An 18,350-nucleotide genomic window follows, 5' to 3' on the forward strand; every position below is an offset into this window, starting at 1 on the left:
CCTCTGAGCGCCATTGCCTGCTGACTCTCCGCTGGGTCGGATGGCATAAGGTCTCTTTTGGGGGCATGACTACTTCCTTTCAATATAAGTAAGATGAACGTTTCTGGAAGAGGTACTAGGTGTTCGATCGAATTCGCCGGGTTTGCCATATCTGACGAAGGCTATACTAGGGTTGGGAGGATGGATGGAATGAACTTTCTCCTCAAATTGGTGATCTACAGCACGGTGATCCACGGTGTGCATCTGTTGGTGGGCGGATTGAACTATACAACGATGCTGGCCCCGATGGGATTGGTGCTGCTCTTTGCGGTCACTGGCCATTTTGCCGATCGGTGGATTCTGCCTAAATGGGGCAACTTCCCGGCCACCGCCGCGGGGACGGCGTATATGATCGCCTGGCTCTGGGCCACACAATTTTTATTTCCCGGGTCCGAGGTTCGTTTTCCCGTCGCCTTTGTCACCGGGTTGGTTCTCGGCATCGTGGAATTTCGCATGCATGTGGATCTTCTACGGGTGCAACGGGGTTAAGTCCCTTTCTAGGGAGGTGTCAAACGCCGTTTTCGGCCCCCTGTTCGTCAACCTCCTGAAGGATGGGCCTGAGAGGAACACCATACTATCCCGCGGGACGTAGGGCAGCGGTTCGGTTAATATAGAAATATCCGTTTGAAGGTTATACTGGACTTCTGTTTGCAAATCAGCCAGCAGTTCGTCCTGCAGATCTAGAAAGGTGCGCTCCCTGATCAATGGACCAACGCTGATCAGTTTCTTTCCGTTGGGAAATGGGGCTGGTGACCATAGACGAGATTGACAGGACCATCGTTTTCCGATACTCTGAAAGGGATTTAGTAGCTGGTACTAATTTTGGTGATCAAGCATCTGAGAAAGGAACATGCGGTACCAATCCTCACCATATACGGAAGGGAGCAAACAATATGCAGCTGATGGAAGGGAAACGGGTCGTCATTATGGGTGTAGCCAACCAGCGGAGCATCGCTTGGGCGATTGCCAAGTCGCTTCATAAAGCAGGTGCCGAGCTGGCGTTTACTTATCAGGGGGAACGCCTGGAGAAAAAGGTGAAGAGTTTGGTGGAAAAGGAGATGCCGGGTTCTCTCTGTGTCCCCTGTGATGTCACATCGGACGAGGATATTCAGAAAGCCTTTGATACGATCGGGGAAAAGTGGGATCGGATCGATGGGTTGGTCCACGCCATCGCCTTTGCCAAAAAGGAAGACCTGGAAGTTCCCTTTGTGGAAACCTCCCGGGACGGCTATGGAATGGCCCAGGATATCAGCTCCTACTCCCTGGTGGCTACAGCTAAAACGGCTCGAAAGCTGATGAAAGACGGGGGCAGCATCATCACCATGACCTATTTGGGGGCGGAGCGGGTGATCCCCAATTACAATGTGATGGGTGTTGCCAAAGCGGCTCTCGAATCCAGTGTGAAGTACCTGGCTTACGATCTGGGTCCGGACCATATTCGTGTCAACGCTATTTCCGCCGGTCCCCTGCGCACCTTGGCCGCGAAGGGGGTCAAAGATTTCAACTCCGTGCTCCACGTGGTGGAGGAGCGCTCCCCGATGCGCCGGGGTATCGACGCTTCTGAAGTGGGGGACACCGCTCTCTACCTGGCAAGCAACATGTCCCGCGGCGTAACTGGTGAAGTGATCCATGTGGACGCCGGCTTCAATATCGTCGGGATGTAACCGGAAAAAAACCAGCGGTTATGAAATGTGGGGCAAGCTTCTTGTTGTAAAGAATGCCAGAAGGATCCAGGATTCGTTGAAAGGGTTGGACCTCTGTGGACTCACCTCCCCCCCTAGGTGAACGAGCAGAACCTAGCGGAATATGGGCTGAGCACCTACTATCCTAGGGAGGGGGGCGAAAGGGATGGAATTTTCCACTTTCGGACGTCATGTAGTCTTGGATACATGGGGTGTCGATTTTGATCGGCTCAACAATACTGCGCAGTTGGAGACACAGATGCGGTTAGCGGCCGAGAAGTGCGGAGCGACGGTATTATCTACCCAGTGTAAAAACTTTGCCCCCCAGGGCGTGACGGTGTTGGTGCTCCTGTCGGAAAGCCACCTGTCGATTCACACCTATCCGGAGAAAGGATTTGCTGCACTGGATTGCTTTACTTGCGGCCAGGACGTGGATCCCATGATCGCAATTCGCTACTTGTTGGATGTGCTGGAGCCCAAGCAAACTTTTGTGAAAGTGATGCGACGCGGTGACGGCCCCATCGAGTGGATCCAACCCGAATGGACCGCGGTGAAAACAGTCATCTGAGCTTAATGCTATAAACGCCTCCAAAGGCTGGAGGCGTTTTTGATGGGTAAAAAAACCACCCGGAGGACTACCGGGTGGTTAGTTGGTGTGCGTCGATTTATTTTCCGGACAAGGAACGAATTTCCACCGGATCGGATTTGGTCAGCGCCTCGTCAGCAAGGGTGCGGGCCGGGGCGGTTTCGATGCGACGCACGTTTTCCTTCACTTCGGGAATGGTTCCGGCGCTCATGGAGAGCTCATCGAGACCGAGCCCCACCAGCACTTCTGTCATTTTGGGATCTCCGGCCAACTCGCCGCACATCCCGGTGATGATTCCTTCCTGGCGGGCCGCATCACAGGTTTGACGGACAAGGCGAAGAACGGCGGGGTGGGCGGCATCGTACAAGGGCGCTACCCGCTCATTACCCCGATCGGCGGCCAGGGTGTACTGGGTGAGATCATTGGTTCCGATGCTCATAAAGTCGACTTCCTTGGCCAACACATCGGCAGTAACCGCTGCTGCCGGCACTTCGATCATGATGCCCACCTTCGGTTGCTGGGCGACAGCATGGCCCTCTTTTTCCAATTCGCTGCGGGCCTCTTCCAAGAGGGATTTGGCTTCCCGGATTTCGGAGACGTTTTCCACCATGGGGAACATGATCCAGAGATCCCCGTGCACTCCGGCACGAAGCAGGGCACGAAGTTGAGTTTTAAAGATTTCAGGATTGCTGAGGCAGAATCGGATGGCCCGGTGCCCCAGAAAAGGATTTTCTTCCGTCGGCAGATCGGCGTAGGGGAGATCCTTGTCCCCGCCGATGTCCAGTGTGCGGATAACAACGGGTTTGCCCTCAAACGCTTTCAGCACTTTGGCGTATGCGTCCGCTTGCTCCTCTTCTGTGGGCCAGTGGTCGTTTTCCAGATAGAGAAATTCCGTGCGGAAAAGGCCGATTCCTTCGGCCCCGTTTTGCAGGGCTGTTTCCAGATCGGCAGGTCGTCCGATATTAGCAAAAACCTGGATCCGCTTGCCATCGGCAGTGACAGCGTCGGAGCCCGCTTTTTCCAGGGCCGCTCTTCTAAGTTCCTGTTGTCGCTCCATCTCTGCTCGGGCTTTTTGTTGCGAATCGGCGTCGGGGTTGATGGTGACGTTACCCTCATCTCCGTCGACGATCAGTGTATCATCTTCCTGGATTTGATCCAGATTGTCCCCGATGCCGAGGACGGCGGGGATTCCCAGAGTGCGCGCCATAATTGCCGCGTGGGCGGTTTTGCTGCCGCGGGAGGTGACCATGGCTGCAACCCCCGGCGGGAATTGGGCGGTATCCGAGGGAGCTAAATCATCGGCGATCACGATGCTTCCCGACTGCAGGAGGGACGGGTCGAAGGGTTCGATTCCCGAGAGAAGAAGAAGGATTCGGTTCCCTACATCCCGGATATCGTCCGCCCGGGCTTGCATATACTCATCGGGCAGTGAGGCCAGCATGGAAGCCATCTCCTCCGTCACTTCCTCACTGATCGCCTCCGCATTCTCTTTTTTATCGCGGATGCGGTTTTTAATTTCCCCGATGTAAGCAGGGTCGTCCAGAAACGAGAGATGAGCATCAAAGATTCCCGCTTCATCGTCACCCATTCTCTCCCGGGTCGTTTCCCGGAGGCGGGTCAGTTGTTCCTTTGCTCGATCGACGATTTTCTCCAGACGAAGCACTTCCTGGTCCGCGTCATCCACCTGGCGTTTCTCCACTTTGGGTCGATCCTTGCGCCAGCGGACGGCTTGTCCGATAGCAAGGCCGGGGGCCGCAGCTACCCCTTTGATGTGATCCGCAGTCATTAACCTCATCCTCCTTTGGATTATTCCCCAAGACCGGATTCGATCAATTGACGGAGCGTTTTGACCGCTTGTTCGGCGTCATCGCCTTCCGCCCGCAGAGTGATTTCCTCCCCTTGACGGACCGAGAGGGACATGACCCCCAACAGGCTTTTGGCGTCTACTTCTTTACCTTCTTTCACCAGTTTTATGCTGCATTCAAATTTTCCGGCCTCTTTGACCAACAATGCCGCAGGTCGGGCGTGTAAACCAGTTTCATTAGAAATGGTCAGGGTTTCTTCATACATCACGATCATTCCTTTTGCTATGTTCTCAGACGGTGTCGACCGTTTAGGGTCACGTGCCTGGCCGCTAACGATCTTTTTTATAGTATCCTGCCCACGGTGAAACTCATGCGAGTGGATACATGAAACCTCTCAGAACTATATAGCAAATTACATACCAATGCAACACTGCATGAAACACTTCAAGAAAGCCAGTGGATCGGTTCCCGCCTATCAAATGGGAGGGTGGCCAAAGAAGATATCCTCTCCGCATCGATTGTTTATATTTTACATTACACAAAATCTCATCCTATGTTAGTATAACCCTTGGTTATCAGAATGTGTAAAAAAAGGAGGATATCATGCAAAAAATGAACAAACTGATAAAAGCGAGTCTCTTGACTGCTGCTTTTGCACTGGTAGGGACGACTGCACCGCTGGCGGGACAAGCTGATGCCGCTCCGGCCGCACAAGTTGCCGATCAGGAGCAATCGGCTGCTGAGAGTTTTGGCGACAAAATTATTGAAACCGGTGAAAAGTACATGGGTGTTCCCTATAAGTTGGGGGCGGAATATCCCGAGAGCGGAAAATTTGACTGCTCTTCCTTCACTCAATATGTGTTCGCCAAAAATGGAGTAAAGCTTCCGCGCACGGCAGAACCCCAGTCCAAAGTCGGAAAGGAAGTTCCCCGCAGCCAGCTGCAAAAAGGGGATCTGGTCTTCTTTAAACTGAAAGGGAAAGAACACCTGGGTATTGAACACGTGGGGATCTATGCCGGAGACGGCAAGCTTCTTCACACCTGGGGCCCTGGCGGTGTCCGCTATGACGAGATGAGCGATCGCTGGTTGGATTGGGGCTTTGTTAAGGCGACTCGGGTACAACCGTAAACGGTTTTCTTCCTTCCCCTTGTTCCATGTTGGAACAAGGGCTTTTTATTTGGCTTGTGGATTCGTCCATACCAAATGGCGGGTCGTCTCATAGCATATGGAGATAGAACCGGAAGGGGAGGAAGAGATTTTGGAGCGCCTTATGTGCAAAGGAAAAATCCATCGAGCTCGTGTGACAACAGCGGACCTGGAGTACGAAGGCAGCATCAGCATTGATACCCGGCTGATGCGGGCCGCTGATATTTGGCCCTTCGAGATGGTGCAGGTTACCAGCCTCCAAAACTCAATCCGGTGGAAAACCTACGCCATTCCCTCGGAGAAGGAAGGGGAGATTGGGTTGAACGGTCCGCCGGCAAGATTGTTCCGTCCCGGCGACCAGGTAGTGATCCTCAGCTTGGCCATGGTGGAGGAAGAGGAGTTGAAGGAGTTGGAGCCGCGAGTGGTGTTGGTGGATGGTGATAACCGGATTGTCGAAGTTATTCGGAAAAACCAAATGATTAAAGGATGGGAATGAGATGGCGAAAAAAGGGTACAAGTACCGGGTGCACCAGAAATTGATGAAGGATCCGGTGTTGGCGAAGAGCTTACCGGAGACGTGGTGGCTGGATAAGGAAAATCTGTTGACCATGTTGGATCGGCATGGAGGAGTGATTGTCAAACCCTCAGGCGGGACTGGCGGATACGGAATCATTCAGGTGAAACAGGTGGGGATGAACACCTATGAGATCCACCGGGGGACTCGGAGGCAATCGGCCAGCCGCAAAGCGGTATATGATCGGGTACGGTCGATGACTGGTCACCGTACGCTTTACATGGTGCAACAACGCATTCCTTTGATGGCTGTAGGGGGGCGACCGGTCGACGTCCGGGTGATGGTGCAACGGCGTCGGCAAACGCCATGGAGGGTGACGGGTCATTTGGCCAAAGTGGCCGGCAAAGGACATGTGGTGACCAATGTGGCCCGCAGCAAAGGGTATGTGTTAACCGTTGCCCAGGCGGTTCGACACTCCGATATCCACAGTGCATCTGCGGAAGAAGTGATCCGAAAGTTGAATGACTTTTGCCTTCGGGCGGCCTGGCAGCTGGGCGGGGTGATTGTCGGTTTTGATATGGGAGTGGATAAATCCGGAAATGTCTGGATGATCGAGGCCAATCCTAAGCCGGCTTTATCCTTGTTTAAAAGGTTAAAAGACCCTTCGATGTATCGACAGATCGTCAGCTATCCCCGTCCTTATTGATCCGGCTTTAAGTATATGTAGTTTAGGCTGTATATTCCTTCACCCAGTGGTAAGAGCATAGTCTATTTGGACAGTTCTGCTTGATCGGTGTGTTTTGTTGTTTCTAAAGTGGTAAGATGGTATTGATCTGTTAAGAAGGCCGATAAACACCACAACAGGTTTGAAGCGGACGGGAGGAGGCCTGGGACGTTGAAGCGAGGTTGGATGATCTTCCTGTCGGTCACCCTCTTTTTGTCCGGGTGTTTCCCGAACGAAAAGCAACAGGAGATCGTGGTGTTGGCGGCATCCAGTCTGTCCGGTGCCCTGGCCGAATTGGAACGGGTATATGAAGAGGAATATCCGGAACAGGAGCTGTCGATTAGTTACGCCGCATCCGGAAAACTCCGGCAACAGATTGAGCGAGGGGCCCCGGCCGATCTCTTCCTATCTGCGGGGGATCGGGAGATGGACAAGCTGGAGGAAAAAGGGCAGATATTGGCGGAGACCCGCACCCAATTGCTGACGAACCAGTTGATGTTGATCGTGCCGAAGGGGGACAGCCCGATTGAGGGGTTGGCGGACTTGCGTCCAGAGGCGGTAAACAGGCTGGCGATGGGAGATCCTCAGACTGTACCTGCCGGCCGCTATGCCCGGGAGTTTTTAACGGAGACTCGCCGGTGGCAGGGGTTGAAATCAAAAATGGTGTTTGCTACCCATGTGCGGCAGGTTGTTGCCTACGTGGAGTCGGGTAACGCTGACGCCGGGTTGGTATACCGAAGCGACCTCAAGAAATCGGAAGGGGTAAAGGCGGTGGCAATCATTCCCTCTCACCTCCATACTCCTATTGTATACACGGGTGCGGTGACCGAGGGGGCCAACCGTTCGAAACAAGCGGAGCATTTTTTGCGTTGGCTGAAGGGGAAACAGGCAATCTCCATCTTTCAACGCTACGGTTTTGAAGAGGTGGCTGACACCAGCGATGATCGTTAACGATTTTTGGTCCCCAGTGCTTCTCAGTCTCCGGGTGACGGTGGTGGCTACGCTCCTCTCGTTCCCTGTCGCCGTCAGTGTGGCCTGGATGATGACGGGCCGACGTTTCAAAGGCAAAGCAGTACTGGAAACTGCCTTGATGTTGCCTTTGGTGCTTCCGCCTTCTGTGATCGGGTTTGGGCTTTTGGCGCTGTTGGGAAGACGCGGTTGGCTGGGACAGCTCGTGGAGAGTTTATGGGGTCAGCAATTGGTGTTTACCTGGTGGGCGGCTGTGTTCGCTGCAGCTGTTGTCGCTTTCCCGCTGATGTATCAGACGGTGCGAACCGGACTGGAACAGGTGGATCGTGAACTGTTGGAGGCAGCTCAGGTGATGGGGGCCGGGCCGTGGCAATTGGCGCAGAGGGTGATGTTTCCCCTCGCCTGGCGGTCCCTGCTGACGGGATATACCCTGGGCTTTGCCCGGGGGTTGGGGGAATTTGGAGCCACCTTGATGGTAGCTGGAAACATCCCGGGTAAAACCCAAACGGTACCGACGGCGATTTACCTCGCGGTGGACGCCGGCGATTGGAGTCAAGCGGGAGCTTGGGTGGCCACTGTGGTTTGGGTCTCCTTCTGCTTGCTGGCCGTGAGCCAGTGGCTCCGTTCCCGTGATTGAGGGAAGAGCGGATACACAAAAGGAGAGGCTGCCGCCTCTCCAATCATTGCTCAGCCGAACACCTTAAGCCCTCCCAAGAGCAGGAGCAATAAAGCCAAACCCAGCAAAATGATCAAATAGATATTGGCCCCCAGTTGCTTCAACCAGTTCAAGCAGGACTCCCCCTTATGTTACGGATTGCAACTTGAATTTCCATCCGGGTCTATTTTATACTAGCTTACCAGTCCCCACTGGAACCTTCCAGTGTGGAAAAATGACCAAAAAAGATAATGAAATGATTGATAGATTCCACATCACCTAAGATCTAAACGGAGGTGATCCGTGTGTGGGTGGAGATCGGAAACCAGCTGCGGCAAGCCCGGAAAGAGGCGGGGTTGTCACTGGAGGATCTGAGGGATCAGACCCAGATCGATTCAGTCACCCTGAAAAGGTTGGAAAGCGGCGAATTCGACAAGATTTCCAGTCCTTTCTACGTTCGTTCTCATATTCGAACCTATGCCAAACAGGTGGGACTGGAGCCGACGTATCTGCTGAAAAAATACCGTCCGATACCTGATAGTGCTGGACAGGAGTCCACGGATTCCGGAGCAGGTGCCGTTAGTCAACAGACATCCACCTACCGGCCCACGCCGCCCCATACGGAGGTTCAGCAGACATCGTCCCGGGAGTCGAGGCCGGAGTCGACGGGTCCACTGCCACCAACATATGAAGGCGGAGTGAACGGGAGTTATGATCCGTATCGGACAGCCTATTCGGAACCTAACGAGGAGACCGCTGTTGCCAGTGAAACGGATCCAGCAGAGGAGGCGCTCCCTTCCCGATCTCGGTCCCAGAAAAAACGCCTGTCGCTGACCCAAACGCTGAAATTGCCGGCTCTTAAGAAGAAAGGGGATCAAAGGGGGCGAATGGAGGCGGATCCTGGGGTGGAAGCTCAAGAAGGTGCCTTTTCGCCAGGGGAGGAGATGCCCGTTCCGGAAGCCGGCCTTCCATCCCGCTTGAGCTCCGGGAAGCCCCGAAATCATCAGGGACAAGCCTCAGAAGTTTTTTCCGACTACGGCGGACACGAGTCGTTTCAGGCGGAAGGGTCGCGGTCTCTATTTCCAGAAGAAAATGGAGAACCGGTGGAGGGTGCCGGTGAGGGTGGCCTGTCTCGGATGAAACGGCGCACCCGTACCAGCGGTACCCGTCGCAAAAAAGGCTGGTCTTTTCCTAATAAATGGGTGGTCCGTGTTTCTGTCATCGCAGCCATTCTGTTGATCCCAATGACGGTTTGGGCCTACAGCAATATCGTGGGAAATCCCTCGGAAGCTGAACAAAACGCAGCGGGAAAAGGCACTGACGAAGTGCAGGCCACCACAGCCGACGGCTCTGCGCAGGTGGATCTCATTCCGGTCAATCAAGAGGGCAACATCGGGGAATACAAGTTGAGCGAGCCGAGTGCTGTCCACCTTCAGTTTAAAGGGAAGGGGACCAGTTGGATCCAAATTCGTGAAACCAAGGAGCAGAACGGTGGATACGTAAAAGACGTGACGCTCAAATCAGGGGAGAGTTTCCCTTTTAAGCAGCCGAAAAGCGTCAACACGGACCTTTGGATCAGCATTGGCTCACCGGATCAGGTGGAAGTGACCGTCAACGGAGAACCGATAGATCCCAAAAAGACGATTCACATCATCAAAAACAACAATAATTAAACCGGCAGGAGACAAGCACCCCGATCATGACACCGGTGGGGTGTATTTTTTTTGGTCGGTTTATCTGTTTACTCTCTCATAACAAAAACCTTCTCAGCGTAATGCTACAAATTGAAGGCAGATTGAACAGTTTTGAAAGATAACGATCTCAACTCCCATCAACTTGCCCATGGTGCGGGGTATCAAAAATAAGATAGAGGGCAGGTCAAATCGGTCCGGGCTTGGCGTCCCAGGAGCTTTTCGATACAATAACTGAAAATACGATTTTCTATATGTTTTAATATCCGCTATGCGCATCGGCGAAGAGGATATATGGATCGGGATATCGAAGTGATTTGTGGGCTCACTGACGGAAAAACCTGTTTTTTTCTCGCCAAATCCGGCGTCATTTTGGTACAATTTAAGCGGCCCCATGGGAAAAATCTAAGTCTTCGGCGGTGCAAACCGTGAGCTGGTTTGCTGTGTGTTCCTTCCCCATGCTGGTCTCGGGCCTCTCAAAAAGGAGGTGATCGCGAATCGCCAGGAAACGTCCTTTCCCCGCCTGCCCCTTTCCCGGCAGGTCTCACATATAAACGGGTGGGGGTACGGGAGCGTTCTCATCCCGCCTCACCTCTAGAACAGGAGGGAACGGGATGCGAACTGGAACCTTGTGGGTGGGTTTGGGTGCGTTTCTTTGGGGAACGGCCGGATTGGCTGGCAAAGTGTTGACCCTTCGCCATGGGATGGATCCTCTGGTGATCGGTGCATGGCGGCTTGCCGTCAGTGTGCCCTTCCTGATCGCGGCGGCGATGTGGGAAGCGAAGCAGACAGCTTCCCCGCCGCCAGGAAGGAGGGTCCGTTGGCACCTCCTTTTCGGGCTGGCCGTGGCCGGATACCAAGCGAGCTATTTTACCGCTGTCGATCGGACCCAGGTGGCTACGGCTACTATGCTGGCGGTTTGTACGGCACCGCTATTGGTAGCTGTTTTTGCTCGCGCTTTTCTGAGGGAACGGATTGGTCCCCATACGGGTGCAGCACTGGCTTCAGGGGTACTAGGTACCGTGCTTCTGATCGGAGTCGGGAGCTTTCAAGGACTAGCCCAAGTGCAGTATCTGTCAGGCAACCTGCTGGCGCTTTTTGCCGCCTGCTGTTACGCCGGTTACACTCTGGTCGGAAAGCACTTGTTGTCTGGTCTTCCCCCCTTTCGGGTGTTGGCGATTACGTTCACCCTCGGGGCGATCTTCCTTTCCCCCTTTCTCCAGTTACCGGAGCCTTCGCTTGAAGCCGGGTTATTGCTCCTCTACGTGGGGTTGGTTCCGACCGCTCTCGCCTATCTGTTTTACATGTACGGATTGAAGCGGATCCCGGCGTCACGGGCTTCCGTTATCGCTTTGATGGAACCGCTCACCGCGGCTATCCTGGCAGTCTTTCTGTTGGGAGAAGGGTTGACGCCAGTGGGTTGGCTGGGAGCGGCACTCCTTTTGGCCTCCTTCGTTCTGGTTTCCGTCGGAGCCGAAAGAGGAGCCGGAGCCCATCAAAGCCGGGGTTTTGAAAGCGGGGTGGACGGGGAATAATACCGGTATCACCAAACCTGTCAAAGAGTTGGCTCGAGGAAAAGGATACAGGAGCTCCCGCCTGATAAAATGACAAAATGGATCAATATAAAAGGAGGCATTTCGTTTGGCCTTTGTTATCACATCTCCCTGTAAAGATGAAAAAGCGGCAGAATGTGTAGAAGTATGTCCGGTGGATTGCATCCACGGCGACGACGTCATGTACTATATCGATCCGGATACCTGCATCGAGTGTGGCGCCTGTGAACCGGTCTGCCCGGTGGAGGCGATCTACGAAGAAGAGATGGTGCCGGAAGAAGAGAAGGAGTACATCGAAATCAATGCCAATTTCTTTAAATGAACAGAATGTAGCGGGTACATAAGTTGTGCCCGCTTTTATTTTGGCGTGATTTCTGGCAAATCCAAAAAGTAGATAGAAACCCCTTGACGGATGCCCCGAGACAGATCAATAATATTATTTGCAAGGTTCTTACCGGACTCCTGAGGAGGCCGATAAACAAAACCATGAAAGTAGTGCAAGGGATCTGAATTCGGCGAGTCCGGACTTACCTGTCCACATAATTATGGGGAGGTTTTTTTTACCCGGACAAATGAATGACCGTTCATTCAACGAGATGTGAAGGGAAAGCCGTCCAACTGAGAGGAGGAGTACTTTTGGCGAGAATCAAGCAAGCGGCTGTGATCGGAGCCGGTGTTATGGGGGCTGCCATTGCCGGCCATCTGGCGAACGCCGGGATCCGCACAATTCTTCTGGACATCGTGCCTAAAGAGTTGACGGAGAAAGAGAAGGCGAAGGGACTTACCCTGGAAGACAAAGCGGTCCGCAACCGAATCGCCCAGACGGGTAAAGAGCGGCTCCTGAAGGAGAAGCCCAGCCCGGTTTTCCACAAGAACATTGTTGATCGCATCGAAGTCGGCAACCTGGAAGACGACCTGGTAAAGCTGAGTGAAGTGGACTGGGTAATTGAAGCCGTCATCGAAAACCTGAGCATCAAGCAGAGCTTGTTTGCCAACCTGGAGGAAGTTTGGAAGCCGGGGACCATTGTCAGCTCCAACACCTCCGGAATCTCCATCCACGACATGGTAAAGGATCGGTCGCCGGAATTCCGCTCCCATTTCCTCGGCACCCACTTCTTCAACCCGCCACGGTATATGAAGTTGTTGGAGATCATTCCGACGGAAGATACATCTGAATCTATCATTTCAGACATGAAAGCGTTTGCCGAGTCCGTTCTGGGCAAAGGGGTGGTCATGGCCAAGGATACGCCCAACTTTATTGCCAATCGGATCGGGGTTTATGGGCTGCAGGTCACCTTCCAGAAGATGCTGGAAGATGGTCTCGGACCCGATGAAGTGGACTCCGTGACCGGTCGGGCCATGGGTCGTCCGAAGAGTGCCACCTTCCGCACACTGGACTTGGTCGGCTTGGACACCTTTGTCCACGTTTCCGATAACGTCCGTGAAAACGTGGACGACGCAGAAGAGAAGAAAGCCTTTGAAGTCCCGGCTCTCCTGCGGGAGATGGTGGAGAAGGGCTGGCTCGGAGCAAAAAGCGGCCAGGGCTTTTTCAAGAAGGTGAAATCGGAAAAAGGAAAAGAGATCCTGGTCCTGGATCCGGAGACGAAGGAGTACCGTCCGCGGAAAAAGCTGAAAGCGCAATCCCTGGAGATGGCCAAGCGGGCCAAGTCGCTGAAGGAGCAGCTTCGCACCCTGCTCTATGCCGATGACACCGCTGGCCGCTTCGCCTGGCATATCACCAAGAAGGTGCTTCTCTACTCCGCTGCCCGGATCCCGGAAATCGCCGACGATATTGTCAGCATCGACCGGGCCATGCGCTGGGGCTTTAACTGGGATCTCGGTCCCTTCGAAGTGTGGGACGCGATCGGTGTGGAAAAATCCGTGGCCCGCATGAAAGAAGAAGGGGAGACGATTCCGCCGTTGGTTGAGGAGCTGTTGGCTTCTGGTGCGAAATCTTTCTATGAACAAAGTTCTGAAGGGTCGAAAGCCTTCCACCTCGGCGGCCGGTTCCAGCAGGTGGAAGAGCATCCCAAAACCATCGACCTGGCCCGCCTGAAAGAACAGGGGAAAGTGATCAAGGCCAACAAAGGGGCCAGCCTGATCGACATTGGGGATGATGTGGCTTGTCTCGAATTCCACTCCCCGAAAAACGCCATCGCAGCGGATATTATCCAGATGATCAATTACTCCGTAAAAGAAGTCTCCGCCAATTATCGCGGTCTGGTGATCGGCAACCAGGGAGACAACTTCTGTGTCGGGGCCAACCTGATGCTGATCCTGATGGAGGCCCAGGATCAGAACTGGCCGGAGTTGGACCTGGTGGTTCGCCAGTTCCAGAATGCGATGGGCTCGCTCCGGTATGTGGATAAACCTGTAGTGACCGCTCCCTTTAACATGACGCTAGGCGGCGGGGTGGAGGTTTCTTTGCCGGCGGATCGACTTCAAGCTTCCTCTGAGTTGTATATGGGTCTGGTGGAGCCTGGAGTGGGTCTCATCCCCGGCGGAGGTGGAAACAAGGAATTGTTGCTCCGCTATATGGACGGAGTCGATCCGAAGGACCGTCTCAGCCTGCAATCGCGGGTGAACAAGGTGTTTGAAACCATTGCCATGGCTAAGGTGTCCACCAGTGCTGTGGAAGCACGGGAATATGGCTTCCTGCGCCGAGAAGACGGGATCACCATGAATCAGGACCACTTGATTTACGATGCCAAACAGCAGGTTCTGGCACTGGATGCCGTCGGTTACCAAGCACCCCAGCGGAAGCAGATTCCGGTGGTGGGCGAAACCGGGTACAACACCTTGCGCCTAGGCGCTTACGGGTTGCTGCAGTCCGGCTACATCAGTGAACACGACTACAAAATCGCCGACAAGCTGGCCTACGTTCTGGCGGGCGGAACTGTGCCGGAAGGAACTTTGGTGGACGAACAGTACCTCTTGGACATCGAACGGGAAGCGTTCCTCAGTCTGGCGGGTGAACCCAAGTCCCAGCAGCGGATGCAGCACATGCTGACCAAAAACAAGCCGCTTAGAAACTGACGAACAACCCCTGCGAAGGAGGAGAGGAGTATGCGCGAAGCAGTTATCGTGGCCGCGGCACGAACCGCTGTAGGTAAAGCGAACCGCGGCTCGCTGAAGGATACACGGCCGGACGATTTGGGTGCCTTGGTCGTCCAGGACCTGATGAAACGGGTTCCGCAACTGGACCCGAAAGAAGTGGAAGATGTGGTGTTGGGTTGCTCCTTCCCCGAAGGGGAGCAGGGGATGAACCTGGCCCGGGTGGTAGCCACCCGGGCGGGATTGCCCAACACAGCAGCAGGGCTGACCATCAACCGGTTCTGCTCTTCGGGATTGCAATCCATCGCTATCGCCGCCAACCACATTATGGCCGGTTTTGCCGATACGATCATCGCCGGTGGCGTGGAGAGCATGAGCATGGTGCCCATGGGAGGATATAAGCCGGCCCCTAACCCGTACCTGATGGATCATGCGCCGGAGATCTACATGTCCATGGGACACACCGCTGAAGAGGTGGCCAAACGCTACGGGGTTTCCCGGGAGGACCAGGACGAGTTTGCTCTGCGCAGTCATCGGAATGCGGTGAAAGCCATCGATGAGGGTAAGTTCAAGGATGAGATTGTACCGGTACCGGTGAAAAGGCGGTTTGTGGATGACAATCACAAGCTGCAGGAGGAAGAGTTCATCTTTGATACCGATGAAGGCCCCCGCCGGGATACGTCTCTAGAGGCGCTGGCCAAGTTGCGTCCGGCCTTCCGCGTCGGAGGCTCGGTCACTGCCGGGAACTCCTCCCAGACCAGTGACGGTGCAGCCGGGGTGGTCGTCATGTCCCGGGAGAAGGCAGAATCCCTCGGCATCCAACCGATCGCCGTCTTCCGCTCCTTCTGCGTCGGTGGCGTCGATCCCGATGTGATGGGGATCGGGCCGATCGTGGCCGTGCCGAAGGCCTTGGAGCGGGCGGGTCTCACCCTGGATCAGATCGATCTGATCGAGTTGAACGAAGCTTTCGCTTCCCAGTCCCTCCAAGTGATGCGTCACCTGGAAATGAACCCGGATATCGTCAACGTCAACGGTGGCGCCATCGCCCTCGGCCACCCGCTGGGTTGTTCGGGTGCCAAGCTGACAGTCAGCATTCTGAATGAATTGAAACGGCGCAACGGCAAATACGGTTTGGTCACCATGTGTATCGGTGGCGGTATGGGAGCAGCCGGCGTCTTTGAAATGGTGAACTGATCAGGAACCCTGAAAAATAAGGAGGATTCGAAAGATGGCTGAAAACACCATCACCAAAGGGGGCAGCTACCTCCTCGAAGAGCACAGCCTCGAGGACGTATTCACCCCGGAAGATTTTACGGAAGAACACAAGATGATCGGCAAGACCACGGAAGACTTCGCCTTCGATCAGGTCCAACCGGTTCTGGAAGAAATCGAAAATCACAACTTTGACCACACAGTGAAACTGTTGAAGCAAGCCGGTGAACTGGGCCTGTTAGGTGCCGATGTACCGGAAGCATACGGCGGTCTAGGGCTGGACAAAATCAGCTCCACATTGATCACCGAAAAGATCGCCGTGGCCCGCTCCTTCGCTCTGAGCCACGGGGCCCACGTAGGGATCGGGAGCTTGCCCATCGTCTTCTTCGGCAACAAAGAGCAGAAGGAGAAATATTTGCCGGGATTGGCAAGCGGGGAAAAATTGGCCGCCTACGCCCTGACCGAGCCGGGTTCCGGCTCCGACGCCCTCGGGGCTAAGACGGTAGCCAAACTTTCCGACGATGGTAAGTACTATCTCCTGAGCGGGGAAAAACAGTGGATTACCAACTCCGCTTTTGCTGATGTGTTTGTCGTTTATGCCAAAGTGGACGGTGAGAAATTTACCGCCTTTATCGTGGAAAAGGACTTCCCGGGAGTCTCCACCGGTCCGGAAGAGAAAAAGATGGGGATCAAAGGCTCCTCGACCCGGACGTTGATCCTGGACGAAGCAAAAGTTCCGGTGGAAAACGTCCTCGGCGAAGTGGGCAAAGGTCACAAGATCGCCTTCAACATCCTGAATATCGGCCGTTACAAATTGGGGGTCGGCTGTGTCGGTTCTTCCAAACGAGCCATCGAAATTTCTGCCAAATACGCCAATGAGCGGAATCAGTTTAAAACTCCGATCGCCAAGTTCCCCTTGATCCAGGAAAAGCTGGCCACCATGGCTGCCAAGACCTACGCCTTGGAAAGCGCCATTTACCGCACCGGCGGATTTTTCGAAAAAGGTTTGTCTCACCTGGACGATGCCGAGGGAGCGGAAGCGGCCAATGCCATCGCCGAATACGCCTTGGAGTGCTCCATTACCAAGGTGTTTGGCTCCGAAGTATTGAGCCACGTCGTGGACGAGGGAGTGCAGATCCACGGCGGTTACGGATTTATGCAGGAGTACGAAATTGAAAACATGTATCGTGACGCCCGTATCAACCGCATCTTCGAAGGGACCAACGAGATCAACCGTCTCTTGATCCCCGCCACCCTGATGCGGAAAACGATGAAAGGCGAGTTGCCCTTCATGGAGAAAGCCTCCGGCCTCCAGGAAGAGCTGCTGATGATGATGCCCACCCTCTCCGATGAAGAGCCGGCACCGCTGGAAAAAGAAGCGGAATTGATCGACCACGCGAAGAAGATTTTCTTGATGACCGCGGGGCTGGCCGTGGAGAAATATCAGATGGAGCTGGAGAAACAGCAGGAAATCCTGCGCGATCTGGCTGATATCGCCATCGAGATTTTCGCTATGGAAAGCGCCTATCTCCGTACGAAGAAAGCGATGGAGAAAGATGGACAGGAGAAGGCACAAGCCAAGATTGACCTGACGACGGCCTATGTATATGAAGCCTTCCCGCGCATTGAGAAGGCGGCCAAACACACCCTCAGCTCCATGGAAGAAGGGGATACCCTGCGTACCCAACTGTCCATCCTGAAGAAGCTGACCCGTTTCGATCCTATCAACGAAGTCAGTCTGAAACGAGCCATTGCCAAACGAGTCCTGGAAGCGGAACGTTTCGTGGTCTAAGGGATGGAAGGACCCTCACCTTATGGTGAGGGTTTTTCTCTTTAGTATGGATCGTCTTTTAAGAGTTTTTGCGGTACTATAAGGAGAGCAATGGAAAAAAGGCAGGTTGTGTACCGATGAATGGAACGGATCGTCGAAAACAAAAAGCTGGGGCCCGGCCCGCAGAGGCTTATCTATTGTGGCTATTCCTCGGGACTTTTGGCGCCCATCGGTTTTACCTGGGCAAAAGGCATTCGGCTTTGTTGATGGCGATCGTCGTGCCGTTGATCCTTTCTTTCGGGTTGTTTTTCTATTTGTTGCCCGGTCTGGGGGTGTCACCGCTGTTGGTCATCTCCCCCTTCTTGATTTGGTGGGGCGTGGATGCCTTATTGATCCCCCGCTGGCTTACACAAGTGAAGGAAGATCAATAACGATTGCCCATTATGATTCATGGAACTGTCAAGCCCGTCAAAGGGGCCTCGTGGTATATTCCTTTCGGAGGTGTTTGTCATGAATACGCCTTTTGGCCGCTTTCGCGTCATCGGTCTCGTGGAAGGGATTTCCTATCTCGTATTGCTCGGTGTGGCCATGCCGTTGAAGTATGGACTCGACTGGCCGATGGCGGTCACGGTGACCGGTTGGATTCACGGTCTGTTGTTTGTGATTTACTTTGCAGCTTTGGTCCATGTCTGGTTCGCCGAAAAATGGCCCTTGGGACGGGTGTTTGGAGCGGCGGTTGCCTCCGTGCTACCCTTTGGTCCTTTCGTTTTTGATGTCCGTATGAAGCGACATCAAACTGGCACGTCGATCTGACCTCGGATAAGTAACATGGAAAACCCCGATCGGGCCCTGGTGTTACCGGGTCCGATTTTTTATTCGTCTTCATTTGCTATATAAAATTTTCATTCGACAAAACATTTAATAGGGAAAATGGGAGTTTATCATCTAA

18 protein-coding genes are annotated in these 18,350 nt (G+C 54.0%); 16 read left to right on the forward strand and 2 right to left on the reverse strand.

Annotated elements, in window-relative coordinates; genetic code table 11:
- Positions 1-189 precede the first annotated feature (189 nt).
- The 3 genes from BLP91_RS01750 (at position 190) to speD (ending at position 2,289) form a co-directional block, all read left to right on the forward strand.
- Entirely contained in the window at positions 190-528 is a 339-nt protein-coding gene (locus BLP91_RS01750; RefSeq protein WP_091566018.1) for a DUF2512 family protein, read from the forward strand.
- A 404-nt stretch (positions 529-932) separates the two neighbouring features.
- On the forward strand, positions 933-1,703 hold the full coding sequence (gene fabI / locus BLP91_RS01755; protein ID WP_091566019.1) for an enoyl-ACP reductase FabI: 771 nt from the start codon (positions 933-935) through the stop codon (positions 1,701-1,703).
- Between the two features lie 184 nt (positions 1,704-1,887).
- Positions 1,888-2,289 carry an adenosylmethionine decarboxylase gene (gene speD, locus BLP91_RS01760; RefSeq protein ID WP_091566022.1) on the forward strand — a complete coding sequence of 134 codons (402 nt, stop codon included), beginning with the start codon at positions 1,888-1,890 and terminating at the stop codon, positions 2,287-2,289.
- Positions 2,290-2,386: 97 nt separating this feature from the next.
- Here the strand turns inward: speD and ptsP are convergent, their stop codons facing one another.
- Both ptsP and BLP91_RS01770 read right to left on the reverse strand, forming a co-directional pair.
- Positions 2,387-4,093: a phosphoenolpyruvate--protein phosphotransferase gene (gene ptsP, locus BLP91_RS01765; RefSeq protein ID WP_176757762.1), complete on the reverse strand. Its 1,707-nt coding sequence runs from the start codon at positions 4,091-4,093 to the stop codon at positions 2,387-2,389.
- Between the two features lie 20 nt (positions 4,094-4,113).
- A complete protein-coding gene (locus BLP91_RS01770; RefSeq protein WP_091566025.1) occupies positions 4,114-4,377 on the reverse strand; it encodes an HPr family phosphocarrier protein in 264 nt (87 codons plus the stop codon).
- A gap of 338 nt (positions 4,378-4,715) precedes the next feature.
- Here BLP91_RS01770 and BLP91_RS01775 point away from each other — a divergent pair, with 338 nt between their 5' ends.
- From BLP91_RS01775 to BLP91_RS01835, 13 genes are all read left to right on the forward strand, one after another.
- Positions 4,716-5,240 (forward strand): C40 family peptidase, encoded by a 525-nt coding sequence (locus tag BLP91_RS01775; protein WP_245661986.1) that lies wholly within the window; start codon positions 4,716-4,718, stop codon positions 5,238-5,240.
- A gap of 130 nt (positions 5,241-5,370) precedes the next feature.
- Positions 5,371-5,754 (forward strand): aspartate 1-decarboxylase, encoded by a 384-nt coding sequence (gene panD, locus BLP91_RS01780; RefSeq protein WP_091566342.1) that lies wholly within the window; start codon positions 5,371-5,373, stop codon positions 5,752-5,754.
- A 1-nt stretch (position 5,755) separates the two neighbouring features.
- Positions 5,756-6,478, forward strand: a complete 723-nt coding sequence (locus BLP91_RS01785) for a YheC/YheD family protein (protein ID WP_091566027.1) — start codon at positions 5,756-5,758, stop codon at positions 6,476-6,478.
- A gap of 189 nt (positions 6,479-6,667) precedes the next feature.
- The gene (gene modA / locus BLP91_RS01790; RefSeq protein ID WP_091566030.1) at positions 6,668-7,447 is read left to right on the forward strand and encodes a molybdate ABC transporter substrate-binding protein; all 780 of its coding nucleotides are present in this window, start codon (positions 6,668-6,670) and stop codon (positions 7,445-7,447) included.
- The gene (gene modB / locus BLP91_RS01795; RefSeq protein ID WP_091566031.1) at positions 7,437-8,102 is read left to right on the forward strand and encodes a molybdate ABC transporter permease subunit; all 666 of its coding nucleotides are present in this window, start codon (positions 7,437-7,439) and stop codon (positions 8,100-8,102) included. The genes modA and modB overlap by 11 nt, the downstream gene beginning before the upstream one ends.
- Positions 8,103-8,425: 323 nt before the next feature.
- The gene (locus BLP91_RS01800) at positions 8,426-9,793 is read left to right on the forward strand and encodes a helix-turn-helix domain-containing protein (RefSeq protein WP_176757763.1); all 1,368 of its coding nucleotides are present in this window, start codon (positions 8,426-8,428) and stop codon (positions 9,791-9,793) included.
- A gap of 632 nt (positions 9,794-10,425) precedes the next feature.
- A complete protein-coding gene (locus BLP91_RS01805; protein ID WP_091566036.1) occupies positions 10,426-11,346 on the forward strand; it encodes a DMT family transporter in 921 nt (306 codons plus the stop codon).
- A gap of 106 nt (positions 11,347-11,452) precedes the next feature.
- Positions 11,453-11,686, forward strand: coding sequence for a ferredoxin family protein (locus tag BLP91_RS01810; protein ID WP_091566038.1), 234 nt, complete (start codon positions 11,453-11,455; stop codon positions 11,684-11,686).
- Positions 11,687-11,940: 254 nt separating this feature from the next.
- Positions 11,941-14,400, forward strand: a complete 2,460-nt coding sequence (locus BLP91_RS01815; protein ID WP_091566041.1) for a 3-hydroxyacyl-CoA dehydrogenase/enoyl-CoA hydratase family protein — start codon at positions 11,941-11,943, stop codon at positions 14,398-14,400.
- Positions 14,401-14,430: 30 nt separating this feature from the next.
- Positions 14,431-15,612: an acetyl-CoA C-acetyltransferase gene (locus BLP91_RS01820; RefSeq protein WP_091566044.1), complete on the forward strand. Its 1,182-nt coding sequence runs from the start codon at positions 14,431-14,433 to the stop codon at positions 15,610-15,612.
- Between the two features lie 34 nt (positions 15,613-15,646).
- On the forward strand, positions 15,647-17,422 hold the full coding sequence (locus BLP91_RS01825; protein ID WP_176757764.1) for an acyl-CoA dehydrogenase family protein: 1,776 nt from the start codon (positions 15,647-15,649) through the stop codon (positions 17,420-17,422).
- A 116-nt stretch (positions 17,423-17,538) separates the two neighbouring features.
- Entirely contained in the window at positions 17,539-17,832 is a 294-nt protein-coding gene (locus BLP91_RS01830) for an NINE protein (protein ID WP_091566049.1), read from the forward strand.
- A gap of 79 nt (positions 17,833-17,911) precedes the next feature.
- Positions 17,912-18,214 carry a DUF3817 domain-containing protein gene (locus BLP91_RS01835; RefSeq protein ID WP_091566052.1) on the forward strand — a complete coding sequence of 101 codons (303 nt, stop codon included), beginning with the start codon at positions 17,912-17,914 and terminating at the stop codon, positions 18,212-18,214.
- Positions 18,215-18,350 lie beyond the last annotated feature (136 nt).

It is taken from the genome of Melghirimyces thermohalophilus (genome assembly GCF_900102685.1).
Taxonomy (GTDB): Bacteria; Bacillota; Bacilli; order Thermoactinomycetales; family DSM-45169; genus Melghirimyces; species Melghirimyces thermohalophilus.

Coding starts and splice junctions, on each gene's coding strand:
- BLP91_RS01750 (WP_091566018.1), top strand. CDS start 190: ATGAACTTTCTCCTCAAATTGGTGATCTACAGCACGGTGATCCACGGT.
- modB (WP_091566031.1), top strand. CDS start 7,437: ATGATCGTTAACGATTTTTGGTCCCCAGTGCTTCTCAGTCTCCGGGTG.
- BLP91_RS01820 (WP_091566044.1), top strand. CDS start 14,431: ATGCGCGAAGCAGTTATCGTGGCCGCGGCACGAACCGCTGTAGGTAAA.
- BLP91_RS01785 (WP_091566027.1), top strand. CDS start 5,756: ATGGCGAAAAAAGGGTACAAGTACCGGGTGCACCAGAAATTGATGAAG.
- BLP91_RS01815 (WP_091566041.1), top strand. CDS start 11,941: ATGACCGTTCATTCAACGAGATGTGAAGGGAAAGCCGTCCAACTGAGA.
- BLP91_RS01825 (WP_176757764.1), top strand. CDS start 15,647: ATGGCTGAAAACACCATCACCAAAGGGGGCAGCTACCTCCTCGAAGAG.
- speD (WP_091566022.1), top strand. CDS start 1,888: ATGGAATTTTCCACTTTCGGACGTCATGTAGTCTTGGATACATGGGGT.
- BLP91_RS01830 (WP_091566049.1), top strand. CDS start 17,539: ATGAATGGAACGGATCGTCGAAAACAAAAAGCTGGGGCCCGGCCCGCA.
- fabI (WP_091566019.1), top strand. CDS start 933: ATGCAGCTGATGGAAGGGAAACGGGTCGTCATTATGGGTGTAGCCAAC.
- BLP91_RS01805 (WP_091566036.1), top strand. CDS start 10,426: ATGCGAACTGGAACCTTGTGGGTGGGTTTGGGTGCGTTTCTTTGGGGA.
- BLP91_RS01770 (WP_091566025.1), bottom strand. CDS start 4,377: ATGTATGAAGAAACCCTGACCATTTCTAATGAAACTGGTTTACACGCC.
- ptsP (WP_176757762.1), bottom strand. CDS start 4,093: ATGACTGCGGATCACATCAAAGGGGTAGCTGCGGCCCCCGGCCTTGCT.
- BLP91_RS01775 (WP_245661986.1), top strand. CDS start 4,716: ATGCAAAAAATGAACAAACTGATAAAAGCGAGTCTCTTGACTGCTGCT.
- BLP91_RS01835 (WP_091566052.1), top strand. CDS start 17,912: ATGAATACGCCTTTTGGCCGCTTTCGCGTCATCGGTCTCGTGGAAGGG.